Annotated in this window: 9 protein-coding genes; 1 reads left to right on the top strand and 8 read right to left on the bottom strand. The window is 30.3% G+C overall.

Translation table 11 applies throughout. The features are described from left to right. From Q1X91_RS04735 to Q1X91_RS04700, 8 genes are all read right to left on the bottom strand, one after another. Nucleotides 1–1,353, bottom strand: a 1,353-nt coding sequence (locus Q1X91_RS04735; protein ID WP_300753863.1) for a hypothetical protein, incomplete at its 3' end; no start/stop codon positions are given. 7 nt (nt 1,354–1,360) lie between these two features. Beyond that, nucleotides 1,361–3,775, bottom strand: a complete 2,415-nt coding sequence (tssI, locus tag Q1X91_RS04730) for a type VI secretion system Vgr family protein (RefSeq protein ID WP_300753861.1) — start codon at nt 3,773–3,775, stop codon at nt 1,361–1,363. A gap of 910 nt (nt 3,776–4,685) precedes the next feature. Then, entirely contained in the window at nt 4,686–5,549 is an 864-nt protein-coding gene (icmH, locus tag Q1X91_RS04725; RefSeq protein WP_300753859.1) for a type IVB secretion system protein IcmH/DotU, read from the bottom strand. A 2-nt stretch (nt 5,550–5,551) separates the two neighbouring features. Then, the gene (gene tssK, locus Q1X91_RS04720; RefSeq protein ID WP_300753857.1) at nt 5,552–6,940 is read right to left on the bottom strand and encodes a type VI secretion system baseplate subunit TssK; all 1,389 of its coding nucleotides are present in this window, start codon (nt 6,938–6,940) and stop codon (nt 5,552–5,554) included. Further along, the gene (tssJ, locus tag Q1X91_RS04715; RefSeq protein WP_300753855.1) at nt 6,930–7,397 is read right to left on the bottom strand and encodes a type VI secretion system lipoprotein TssJ; all 468 of its coding nucleotides are present in this window, start codon (nt 7,395–7,397) and stop codon (nt 6,930–6,932) included. Before tssJ ends, tssK begins: the two co-directional genes overlap by 11 nt. Then, a complete protein-coding gene (locus Q1X91_RS04710; RefSeq protein WP_300753853.1) occupies nt 7,397–8,308 on the bottom strand; it encodes an FHA domain-containing protein in 912 nt (303 codons plus the stop codon). The genes tssJ and Q1X91_RS04710 overlap by 1 nt, the downstream gene beginning before the upstream one ends. 11 nt (nt 8,309–8,319) lie before the next feature. Further along, nucleotides 8,320–11,898, bottom strand: a complete 3,579-nt coding sequence (gene tssM / locus Q1X91_RS04705) for a type VI secretion system membrane subunit TssM (RefSeq protein ID WP_300753851.1) — start codon at nt 11,896–11,898, stop codon at nt 8,320–8,322. A 6-nt stretch (nt 11,899–11,904) separates the two neighbouring features. Then, nucleotides 11,905–13,182 (bottom strand): type VI secretion system domain-containing protein, encoded by a 1,278-nt coding sequence (locus tag Q1X91_RS04700; protein WP_300753849.1) that lies wholly within the window; start codon nt 13,180–13,182, stop codon nt 11,905–11,907. Between the two features lie 177 nt (nt 13,183–13,359). Between Q1X91_RS04700 and tssB the strand changes: the two genes are divergently transcribed. Further along, on the top strand, nt 13,360–13,854 hold the full coding sequence (gene tssB / locus Q1X91_RS04695) for a type VI secretion system contractile sheath small subunit (protein WP_300753847.1): 495 nt from the start codon (nt 13,360–13,362) through the stop codon (nt 13,852–13,854). Nucleotide 13,855: the final 1 nt, after the last annotated feature.

The raw sequence follows: 13,855 nt of genomic DNA, 5'->3' as shown, positions 1-13,855 counted from the left end.
AAATACAAAAACTATTTTTGCTCCACTTTCTAATATATCATCAAAACGCATTTGGATAATGTTATTTAATTTAACAAATAATAATACAACCCTATTTTCATAATATGCATTATCGTATTTTTTCACTCCCTTTTTAAATGAATAAAAATTTGGGTTAATTGTTGCAAATATATTTGTAATATCTAATTTATCTATATAACCCTGCCAATCTTCATCTAACTTTGGTTTTATTTTGCTTACAATATAATCTTTAAAAAGCTTTAATATGATATCAATACTATTACAATCTAATATATCATTTTCTTCTTCCTGCTTTGTGCCGCCTATATCTGAAATAGTTAATAAATTACTTTTTATATTTTCAGAAAATGTTATAGTCTTAGCTAAAGTATCAACCTGCTGACCGTAAGTATCGCACATTATGGAATAACATGTTACTTCTTCGTTTTTATACTTACCTAAATTTAAATTAGTTCCAACACATAAATCAGAAAATGAAAAATTTAAAACCTGAAATATATCTAAACATGCATTAAACATAGCTTTATCTTTATTTTCCTGCAGGTTACTTTTATTACATATTCCAAGTAGTGCAGCCTCTTTTATCCGTGGATAATAGTGAGATATATTATTATTTGATTTATCGTTTGAGTTCTTAAGACGACTGTCTGGAATTGTTCTATTAATATAATATCTTATATAAAACCACATAAAAAAATGGTTATCATTATAAATATTTTCATATTTACGAGATTTAAATACATCTAATGAATTATATGTTTGTATATATAAATTTAAAAACTTACGACCGTCATGAAATTGGTTTAAAACTCTATTTTCAAAGTAGTATAAAGATAATAATGGTATATAAAATGAATAGTCAGTTTCTTTAATGTTTTTAAGTAAAGTATATAAATATGTATAATCTTTTTGATTTGCTATTAATTTACTAAAGGATTTTTTATACTCACATACAAGCTCTGATAAAAAAGTATCTATTTTTTCAGTATCTGATATATTAAAACGATACAATGATTTATTCATCCTGTTAAAAGCATTATATTTATCTATATTTAGTATGTTATCTTCATCTATATATTCAATACTAGAATTCTTTGTTTGTTTATCTGAAGTTTGAGTATTTTGTTCTGATGCTGATAATAACACTATTTTATTTGCAGATAAACTTTGTTTAAATCTTCCCTTATAACCTGTTATACCATCAATTAAATATGGAATTAAAACAAAAAAATGTTTATTAGATTCTATAGAATATGTATCTTTTATAAAATCTATTAATAACTGATTATCACTTTCTTGAATATTTGGTTGAGCATTTTCTTGATTATCCATACCACACCTATTTTTTAATATTAAACTTGCCCTTGTTTAATGTAAGGCCTTCGCCGTCCAGCAATAGTTCTACATCGCTTATTTTTAATGTCATACTGCTGCCGTCTGATGTGATACTGGCATTATCGCCTATATTTATTGTAAATGCTGACTGAGCATTTATATTAAATTCCTGTGCGTCAATATCCCCTGATGTATTTATCTCCATATTCATAGAATCTGATACTAAACTTGTATGCTCATCTGATGTAATTGTTATATTCAGTTTACTGTATAAGTCCATATCCTGTTCACATGTAACATCATAATGGCTTTCTGTTGATATATTAATGCCACCTGTACATGTTTGGTCTATACTGCCCTGTACTGTTTCTTCTACATTTCTTGATACTGTTTTTACACACTCGCCTAGATAGTTTTCATGTATATCGCCCTCTATTTCCACTATCTTATCGCCGCTTATAAACTCTTTACTGTCCCCTGCTACCCGCAGTGTATTTTCTGCACCCACATTTAATGTGTTAGAAAGACCTACTGCTGTATCTTTGCTTAATGCTACCACTGTTAAATATTCGCCGCCTACATTCACATCTTTTAAGCCAGCTATATTTTGAATGTGTGCCTGCAGTATGCTTTCTGTGTGAGTGCCTGATACATTACTTGTTTTATTGTTTAATATTGTCTGGTCATAATTATTCTGCACTAGTTCTTCATAGTCTTTTTCGGCTTTTAAATATATCTGCTCACTGCCTGGCAGGTTGCTCATCGTAAGTTCATTTCTGCCCTGCTCCCCCTTGCCTACTGTTTTTGAAGAAAGTGATGTTTTATGTTTAGATGCAAGTATCTCACTATGTATTAATGACGGATTATATGGAGTATATAAACTGCCTGTGATTATAGGTCTGTCAGGGTCACCATCTATAAAACTGACTACTACTTCATCGCCAACTCTTGGAACAGCTATAAAACCAGAATTATGGCTTGCTGCAGGGCTTGCATATCTTAAATAGCAGCTGTGGGTATGTTTATATGTATCTCCAAAAGTTTCTTCATCATATTTGCCCTGAACTGCATAACTTGCAAACTGAACCCTTACCCTGCCGTATTCATCTACTAATATAGTGTTCCTTTCACTTTCTATATTATCACTTTTGCCTATCACTATACCAGATGTTATGCCGTAAGCTCGTGGCTTATTAATCACTTTTGATGCATAAGGCATTGTATTAGGTATTAAATATAATTCATTACTGTACATTGAATATAAGGCAGGCTCATGTTCCAATATTCTGCCACCCTGCTCGCTTTTATCATGATAATAATGAACTATACCAATTACCTTATAAGTATTTTCGCCACCTTCTAAATTAGTGATTGTTAATACATCATTAGTATTAAGCTCCAGTATATTACTTTTTGCCTTAATCTGCACTGCAGATACATGATTGGCTAATGAATTTAAGCTGGACTGAAACTGCATACCATTTTGATAATTAGTATTAGTATAACTTGGATGATAAAAATTAATGTTTTCTGCATAAACTGTATTTTTATCTCTATTATCTACTGCCCTTTCTTCCCAGTAATTTTGGCTTTTAGATACTTTATGGCTGCCGGGAACTGATGCATCAGATGTGCTGAATATTGTCCATAAACTGCGACCACTTAAGCCCTGCTCTATACTTGATATACAGTGGCTTGATAAATAATTATCACTGGCTGGGTTATAAGGATATATTACATGCTTAACTGCTTCTGCAGTATTATATGTGTTATCTTTATCTGTAAAATCTGTCTGATACACAGAATCATAAAAGTTTATACTTTCACTATTTTCTGCTATATATATTCCATATCTGCTGCAAAGCCTTAGTAAAAAATCTAAATCACTTTCATTATACTGGCATATATATTCTTCCTGCTTAAAGCTGTTTTGAACTCGTGAAAAATCTACAGGCATCGTTACTGGGCCTTTTGACCTTTCAAAGATATGCTTTAATACTTCCAGAACACTTTTATTATTATATATTCTAAAACAGTTATTATAACTTAACCTGATTAACTGAGAGTTTAATTTAAAACGGTAATAATATTTATGATTTAATGAAATATTTGTCTGCAGCTCTTTATTGCCTAAATAAATAACCTGACTTGTTACACCTTTAAATAATCTGCTTTGATTTGCACGCTCTTTGTTATTAGTATATGACGGGTCTTGTAAGTAAAGGCGAATATTGTTGTCTGTTAAGGTATCTAAGCCATATTCATAAGGCAGATTTTTTACACCTTCATAATAACATATACAGTCTATTTCATAAGGATAATCAAGACGCTCTACTATCTTTGCTTCTACAACTCTAAAATTTAAAGCAGGCTCTATTCCTGTAAAGATTAACTCACTTATTAAACTTTCTGCTGCCATACATATCACCATTACTTAAATAACTCTGCCCCCAGCTGCCTAAAGTGCTGCTGAACAAAAAACAGCCGGGGGACTTACGATAGGAAAAAAATAGGAAAGCTCTTACCTTCCACTCTACAATATACTTTTTATATCTTTTTTATCTCTTTATAATATATTAAATTAAGTATAAAAGTTCAATAGACAAATATACTTTTTTTACTTGGTTTATAAACTCTGCCCCCGACTGTCTAAAGTGTTGCTGAACGAAAAACAGCCGGGGGACTTACGATAGGAAAAAAAATAGGAAAGCGCTCACTCTCCATTCTATGAGTATACTTTTATTGCTTTTGTTAAAAATATTCTGCATTTAAAAAAATAAAATGCTAAATAATAATTATATGACTTATAGAATATTAAAGTTAAACACTGCCCCCAACTGCCTAAAGTGTTGCTGAATAAAAACAGTCGGGGGACTTACGATAGGGAAAATTAGGAAAGTTATTACTTCCCATTCTACAAGCATACATTTTTATACTTTTTTATCTCTTAATATAATATAATAGATTGAAACATCATAAAATATAGTGTAAAATTAATGTGATATATATAAAATTAAAACCTGCCTCCGACTGCCTAAAGTGTTGCTGAACGAAAAACAGCCGGAGGACTTACGATAGGAAAAAAAAGGAAAGTGAGCTCTTTCCATTCTTTGTTTTACTTCATTTTATATATAGATTAATTTGTTGATTTAACATAGCACAATAAAGAATATTTTGTCAACAACTTTATTTCATAATTTAAAAATTTATTATTTACAACAATAGATTATAAAAATACACATATAGTTAAGCAGTTATTATTCCTGTAAAAAAAACCTTTTACAGCATATAACTATATGATATAAAAGGCTTTTTATAAATATATACAATTACTTTTCATCCTGTATTTCCAGCTTATTAGATAAATAAGTTGATATTTCTAAATTATTTTTATATAAAATAAAATAATTGCTGAAATAAAAAAGTAAAATAATTATTACAGGGACTATAACAAAAGTTAATTTTTTCAGTATATAGCCATACCTGCTCCAAAATGTTTCTTTTGTATTATCTGTATATGCCAGCTCAAAAGCTGTGGTTTCATCAGAATGTAATGTTGGTGCTACTGCTGCAGCTATATTCTCCATTAATAAATACAGCTTCTGTTCACATTCTTCCTCTACTGAAAACTTACCCTGATAACCTAATATTAAGCATACATATATAAACTCAAGCATATCTCTGTGTTTTGCTGGATTTTCAAGCCATTTATCCATTATACCAAAAAACTTGTTACCGCCAGAAGGCTCTTTAAAAAAACGGATTGATAAACTGCTGCTTGAATAAAAACTATCCATAAATGACGGGTTTCTCATAACCATTTCATCTATAAACACACATAAACAGTATCTAAACCGTGTAATATCCTGCTCATCATATTTATTAAGAGTTGACAGCTTTGCAGATATGGATAATATATCATTTATAAAATTAGTTCTAAACTCACTTATTTCTGTTTCTACATAATGCTGGCTTTCTGAAATACTTTTAGCAAGTAAAATAAGGCTCATAGAATTATTTACAACAGGGTTTAACTCAAGGCCTGTAAAACTTAATGTTTGTATTACTGCATCTGCCTTTACATGAGAATTGCCGTCATATTTTATATCTTCAGCTTTTTCTTCTGATTCCTTTTTACTTTCTTTGCCTGCTGCAGTTTCTGTTTTTTCCTTTTTATTTTCATTATCACTCATAATTATTCACCTACTGCCCACATTTTTATATCAGGGTTTGGTATCCTGCTTGTAATATATACAGAAATACTGTTTTCATACTTAAACTCTTTCCACATTTCATGAGTTTTATCTATTTTAAAATAAACATAATCATTTAAATGAGGCAGAATAGACGGCACTATCGCAAGCTGCTCTATATTTAAACCGCTTAGCTGTGATGATACTAAACTGCCAATGCGGGCATTTGTCCCCACCTTGCTTTGCAGTTTAAAAGATGTTTGTATCGTTTCAAGGGGACAGTCCCCTTTTACTGCCATGTATATTATGCTGTCCTGCAGTATTGATGAATTATCAAATGAACATGTATAAAAACCATTATCTCCAGATACAACAGCCTGTATGTATTTTGGTGCAACAATATGAGAAAATAAAAGTTTTACACTGTTTATAACTGGTATAATAGATGCAGAAATATCTAAATGGTCATATCTTATATAGTCATAACTTTGGCTGTTAATATCAAGGCTTAATAAATCTGCCTGAAACTCTAACAGCTTTTCATAAAAATATTCTGGGTGCAGTTTGCTTCTATTTTTTAAATGGGAAAATAAAATATTCCATTTCTTTAAAATATTAAGAGCAATATATGTTTCAAAATCTATAGTTGTAGATGCTTTATTTATACCTGCAAATATCTGGCTTAAACTGTCCCTGTGCTGAGCTGTTGCATGTATCATTTCTTCTAAAAATGTAATAATTAATGGCATACGGGCAATATCTAAGCATGTTGGAATAAATTTATCATCTAAAGTAATATTTCTGTTTAAATCAACAGTTTTTATTCTGCATACTGGTATTTCTATTTCATTTGATGATTTAGAGCCTGCAAAACCTATGCTCAGCCTGATAGATGCCATAATAACATTTATCTTTTCCTGAGAATAAGATGATGATAATTTATTATCTTCCATATGGCCTATCTGGCTTGAGTTGCTGTCATCAAATGTTTTAGATGAAACCATACTGTGTGTTGCTATGTATTTTGTATCAGGCAGAGAATTTTGTATCGATAAATCAGCTACAGTATCCACACTCATAGGTATTTTTAAAACTATTACAGAGCCTGCACTTGCTCCTGCCTTTATTTCCATAGGTTCTGGCAGAAAATCTTCATCTGGTGCTTTAAATATACTGCCGTCAGAGCTTATGCCGGATACCCTTGTAATGCCTATCTTGCCTTGAGATAACATTTCATGAGAAAACTCTATATCTAATATGCCATAATGATTTTCAAATACATCTATTGTTTTCTGGTTTATATTTCTTTCTATATATCTTTCCTGCTGCTCAAAATGGACTCTGTCTATATTCATTCCATTTATCCATGCTACTTTTAAACTATTTGCCATTGATAAGCTCCTTTTTTATATTTCCTTTCTTTTTTCCTGTTATAAATATACCCTGATTAGTTATAGTAAATGTTACATTATCACCTGATATTTCTTTACTTTTTATAGCAGATTTATATTTCTTATTCTGCATTGTGGCAAAAAGCACTAAAATACCTATATAACCTATTTCCTTTTTCTTAATTTCTGCCATAATTTTTGTATCATTTGGGGCTATCTGCATACGCACAACATCTATCTTATCTTTACCTAAAACTGCATCTTCTCTTGTGTTTAAATCTAATACTGATGCTTCCTTAAACCTTTCTACCCCGTTTAATTTATACAGCTTTAAGGTAACAGGCACATTATCTCCATGTATATTTGGATTTGAGTTTTTATCATTTATTACAGCTACAGAAGCAGTTGTAGAACAGCCGTAAACTGCAAGCAGTAAAAAAATTAATAACTTTTTCATTATACTGCACCCCTAATGTATTTTTTGATTGCTCTTATTAAAAGCCTTTCTATTGTATGCTGCTCAGATGATGATTTTTTAACCAGTATAGATATTATCTTTTCAAAACTATCCTGCTCTAATTCATCAAAAAATGGACTGTTTAATTCTTTATAAAGTATAGATAATGTTAAAAGATTTATTACACGCACATCATTTATTAATGAATAATTTGAAAAAATATGCTCCAAATCTTTTACTGTTAAGCGGCTTTTTTCTTCCTGCATAATATCCATTAATGCTTGTGAATGTTTTAAATGGTTTAATAATAAATCACTGCATTTTTCCTGAATAAAATTTAAAAACACATCTTCTGTTAATATTATATGACGCACAGGGTTATTACTGCTTACAGGCTCTGGCTCTAAAAATTCTTCCCCTATGCCTAAAACATCTTCGCCGTCTGTTACAAGGCTTTCTGCAGAAATATCATCATCCATTTTGATGCCTTCCATCTGACCTGCAGGCTTTATTTCAATATTATCAAGTTTATTATATATTTCTATATCTTCTACTACTGCCTCATCTTCTGCAGTATCATCTATTTCATCTTCATTAACCACTAAAAACTCAATATCTCCAATACGGAACTTATCTCCAACCACTAAAGATATGTAGTAGCCTTTACGAATAGGGCTGAAATCATTATTTAAATAAAGCTCATTATTTGCTGCAGGAGCTATACCAAAACTATTTTCTGCATATTTTATATGTATATGTTTTGGGGCTATATTATTAAATACATCCTGCACTACCCACTGACATGAAGAATCACTGCCAATATAGCCGCCAGTTTCCTTAAATTTCATAGATTTAGCACCAGATTTCAGTTTCATATCATCAATAATTTTTAAAGAAAATGTTTCTCCCATTATATGTCCCCTTACTTTAAAATATTCTGCGGAATAGTCAGGTTTGGCAGTGAGCTTAATACTCTTGATAATGAAACATTGCCGCCGTCAACAGACCAGTCAAAATACAGCTTATCATTGCCATTAAATACCATACGGTATACACCATTGCCTATATGTTCTCCGCTTTGCATAAAGCTAAGCCATGCCCACTCACCATTATATTCTTTTGTTACTTTTACATTGCCGTTATAATCTTTTATTACTAACTTTAATCTTGTACTTTCTTTAAAATTGCCGCCTATAATATTAAGACTTACAGGAAATGTCTGGTCATATACTGCTGATTTATCATCATAGCTTAATTCTACATTGCCGTAATCTCCAGATAATGCCACTATCTTTATGGTAAAATTCACATCTAAATTATCATTTGCATCAAGCACTCCATTACTGATAGTTGCCAGCTTATAAACAGTAGTTAAGAAATCACTGGAAAAGTTTATTTTGGAAGCATAAGTTGGGTTAATATCATAAACATCCCACCTTTTAACAAGCACTAAATCAAGATACTGGGTGAAAAATTTATTCCATACACCCTGTTTGCCAAAGAAACTTCTAAAAGAATCAAACTTAATAGATTCTTTGCCAGTTATATTTACAGGATAATAAGATGCCACCTGATTCATAAACTGAGCATATATTTCACTCTGCCATGCCTTATTTAACTCTATGCCTGCATGATATTCTATTAAACTCCATGCATCACCTGCTATTATTTTATAATAATTGCCTATTTCTGTAGGCAGCTCACCTGCATCTTTATTCATTATAAAAAATGGGTCGTCTGCTATTTCAACAGGTTTTAAAGCATAAGTAATTTTATCCTTTGCTGGTGCATTGCCTGAAACATAGTCCACTATCTTTTTATAGATATTTTGAGTGTCTGTACTCATTTTATCCATAATTTTCATATTCTTTGCTCCATTTTCAAGCCCTGCTTTTGTGCTGACAGCATCTACCCCCTGACTAAATAATGAATCCTGTTTTGCTATTTTATGATAAGGTGTGAAAGCATCACTTAATATATTAAAGTTGCTTCGTATTTTAGATGTAGGCAGTCCAAGATTAGATGCATGTTTTAAAAGAGAGCTGTTGATTAAATCTGTATTTGTGCTGACCACATCTATAAGATTACGCACTGGGTTAGATGGCTTTGATAATATTGCAAGGATACTTAACCCGTTATCGTTACCAGTAAAACGCTTAGGCTTAATATTTTCTAATACCTGCTGCCATTTCTGCTGATATTCCTGTAAATAAAGATTGATTATACCCACAGATAATACTGTATTATCCTGTTCTTCAATATCTTCTGTTTTAATATTCAATGCCCACATATCTATTTTATTTAAATCTTCAATATATGTAGTAATATTTGAGAAAAGTTTTTCAACACCACGCAGTGTAAATGTATTTGGTATAAGATAAAAATTACTGCTTGTATCAAATACTTCATCAAATCCGGCACCAACATCTTCTTTTATACTGTAAAACCCTTCACCGTCTATGCTGTTTGCTCTAAAAGATAATAATGCATACAGCCTTTCTGACCTGGTTGCATTTGCCAGCTTTTCTACAGTTTTTGATAATACAATATCATTTACTGCAATATTAGGGAAAGTAGACTTATATGGCAAATCATCAATATATGTATCAAAAGTTTTTTCTGATATCTGGTATTTTTCATATAAATGCCAGTTATCTTTAAGCCACAGCTTTAATAATGACTTATCAAGATATTTCCTTTCAAATAATGCTTTATACATATATAATGCTCTTACCAGCTTATTAGTATCATTTTCCTGCAGTAAGTTTTCTTCCATTTCTTTTACAAGGCTTACAGCAAGCAAATCTTCCATATTGTTTATGTAATACTCTTTTGCAGGATAAAAACTTCTATAAGATAAATGTAAAAGGGGTGCATCTAAAACAGAATCTATGCCAAAAAGCTGCGGATATTCTGCTAAAATATTCCTAAGTCTGTTTATATATTCTGACTTACCATATACATCTGATGATGTATAATTTTTCTGCATATCATCTATTACTACTTTTAATTCAGATAAACTGTTATCAGCCCTTTCCACTTCACTTTTACGGGCATTGATATAGTTATTAGATACAGCATAAGTTATAGAAAAAACAATTAATGCTGCAGCAATAAAAGATATCTTTTTCCAGTGGCTGCCAAAGATAGGGTTTGATATACCTTTATCTCTGAAAATAATATCTTTTAATAAAGATGAAACAAAAAAACTCTTATGCACACTTTTACTTCTGCTTGCAAGCATAGGCTTATTCAGCTTGTAATGCAGAGAAAGACCTTCAAATAAAATATTTGCAGGGATATTTTCCTGATATGAACATGTAAAATAAACACCACGAAGAAATGATTTATTTTTTAAACTGTTTTCATAAGAAAGTTTATTTAAAATCTGGCTGACTATTTTTGCTAAATTTTCAAGCTGAGCAACATAAAAATATGCTTTCTTCTTATCCTGCACCGTCTGAGTATGGTGGTTTTTATTCATCAAGGAAAATTTAAGTGATGTAATAATTTTGCCAAATTCATTATCTATATATTCTTCTGTTATTTTTACTTTTTTAGGAAATGTTATGCCTAATACTTTTGATGATACTTTTTCATTATACAGCTTTAAAAATGAGTCCATACCTTCAAGCAAGTCTATTTTATTTAATACTATATATACTGGAAGCTGCAGATTAAGATATGTTTCCAGCTCGCTTATTCTCTGCACCATATGTGCTGTACCTGTTGCAATTTCCTGCGGTGTTTTCTGCAATAAAGCTGGCAAATCTATAACTAAAATAACACCATTTAAACGCTTATAAAAACGGAACTTATTTAATAATTTTAAAAAAGAACGCCATATAATACGCTTAGTTAAATACACCTTGTTTTTTTCAACATCATCTTCTGGCATTTCATCAGTATTCTGCGGCTTAAAAAGCGATTCCTGAGAGAAAAAATTGCCTTCTGTATCTACAAGTGCCCCGTTTTTTGAAATATATAAACTAAAGTTTCTTGTAGACATATGGTGTTTTTTATAACTGCCAAGTGTTTCTGTAACGGGGTATTCAATATCTGCATAATTAATAAATGAGCTTTTACCAGCACCCTCATTTCCAACCACAAGCACAATAGGCATATTATGTATCTTTAAAGTATTTTTCCAAGTCTGTTTAGCCTCTTTTAATGAGATTAAAAAGTTTCGCTTAGTTTTTTTCGCATGGTCTTTTGCTTCACTTTTTATTATTTTTAATTTCTGCTTATTTTCGTTTGTAAAAAATACAAATAAATCTTTCAGCTTTTTAAGAGCAAATATTAAAAATAATGCAAACCATACTGCAAATATAATAAATCCGCGAAGATAGGCATTGCCAAAAATATGTATATCATTAAATGCTATTAATGGAGAATATACCCAGAATAGCACACATAATAGTATAAGAATAAATACTGCCAAACCTATTAAAAATGGCTTTGAAATAAGAAATTTACCAATTTTCTTTAAAAAATTAATCATCTTTTATTAAACCTCCTGATTAAATATGACACGGTTTTGTATATGCTCATATTCTTCCGTTAAATAATCTTTTAAATATGTATTTTCCATTAATGCAGCAATCTGCCTGTATATTATGGCAGCATTGTTTTCCAAACTGTTATCATAAAGAGTATCTGCGATTTTTAATAATGAAGTGATATATGATTTTGTGCTGTTTTCTACACTGCTGTTAATATCTTCTAAAATATTCTGCAATGATTTATTATGTGATTTTTTCTTTTTTGCAGTTTCCTGCTCTTTCTTTACCTGTGCAGACTGATTTTCCCCAAGAAAATATTTGTAAAGTTCTTCACTGCAAAAAGGTACACTGTTTGAAAACATAAGCTCCCTTAAAGCAGGGAATTTATTAAGTGAATATAAAACTAAAAGCCTTATCTGTTTAGCTACATGATAAGCCTTGTGTTTTTCTGCCAACTCTATAAAATATTTATATCCTTCAAACCAGAAAGGGTTAAGCATAATATTTGAAAACACTGATATAATATTCTGATAATCAAAATCAGCAGTATTTTTCACAATACCGCATGTATTTTCCTGAGGAAACCTGATTTCTGTAATATTATTTTTATGAGATGGTTCTTTTGTAATTTTACCCCAGCAGCCTTCAAAGAAAAAATTATATCCTGCAGGGTTTAAAATATCTACAGCAAGCACAACTTTTGCAATATTAAAAAAATACTCTCTGTATTCACGCATATCCATACTGTCAATAGATTTTGAAGTGGTATGAGAATAAGTAGAAATATTTTCTTTTATTTTCTGCACTTCTTTTTGTTTTTCAAAAATAATCATCTGCGGTATATTAAAATTAAACTCATTATTTAATAAATCTATAGAATTATTAATGCTTTTAATATATTCTTCATCTATATTTATTTTCTGCTGATTATTGTTTTCTACTAACTCAATAAGTGCATCTTGTAAAAATTTGTTTTGTATCTTAACTATTCGGATATTTGTTTTTTCAAAACTTTTTATTGCTTCTTTCCAATATTTAGTGTAATGTAGTAGTAATTCTTGAAATAGTTTAAAATGTTTACTATCATTTAGAGAGATTATACTTAAAATAAACCCGCGTAAAACTCTTGTATCTAATGAGATTTTCAGCAGAGAAAGGCTTTCATTAAACACCCTTTCCCACTGTATTTCTCCATGTGATAAAGTTTTATATTTGCTTATTTCATCATAAAGAGCAATGTACTGCTCATCATTTTGTATATCTTTCACTGTTTCAGCAAACATTTTCCACCCTTAATATTTATAATATTATTTGTGAATTTCTTTATTAATATATTTTATAAAAAATTTCAACAACAAAATATCATTTTAAAATAAATTATTTTTTAATTGATAAATTTATTTTTTTAGTATAGTATGTGTTTACTTAACAAAAACAAATATATTTTAGGAGGCAAAAACATGTCAGACGGTTCAAATGCGCCAAAAGAGCGTATTAATATTTCCTATAAAGCAAAAACGAATGGTGTTAATGCTGATGTAGAGCTGCCGTTAAAATTAATGGTAATGTCTAACTTTACAGGTGATACTAATAAAATACCACTTGAAGAAAGAGAACCAGTATCTATTAACAAAGTAAACTTTAATAAAGTTATGGAGCAGATGGGAATTACTGCTAATTTTGTCGTAAAAAATACAATAAGCCCTGATGCTGATGAAATGAACATTAACTTAAATATTAAAAATATGGGCGATTTCTCACCAGACAGCATTGTAAAGCAGGTGCCTGAATTAAAAAAACTTATGGCATTAAGAGAGGCACTTACTGCACTTAAAGGGCCTATGGGTAATGTGCCTGAATTTAGAAAAAAACTGCTTTCCATATTAAATGATGCAGAGAAAAAAGAGCAGCTGATGTTAGAAATTGCAAAAAGTAAAGAAAATAATCAGGAATAAG

Origin of the sequence: uncultured Brachyspira sp. (assembly GCF_949287625.1) — a bacterium.
Lineage (GTDB): Bacteria > Spirochaetota > Brachyspiria > Brachyspirales > Brachyspiraceae > Brachyspira.
The sequence above is the reverse complement of the archived record's forward strand: the minus strand, read 5'-3'. Positions and strand labels throughout refer to the sequence as shown.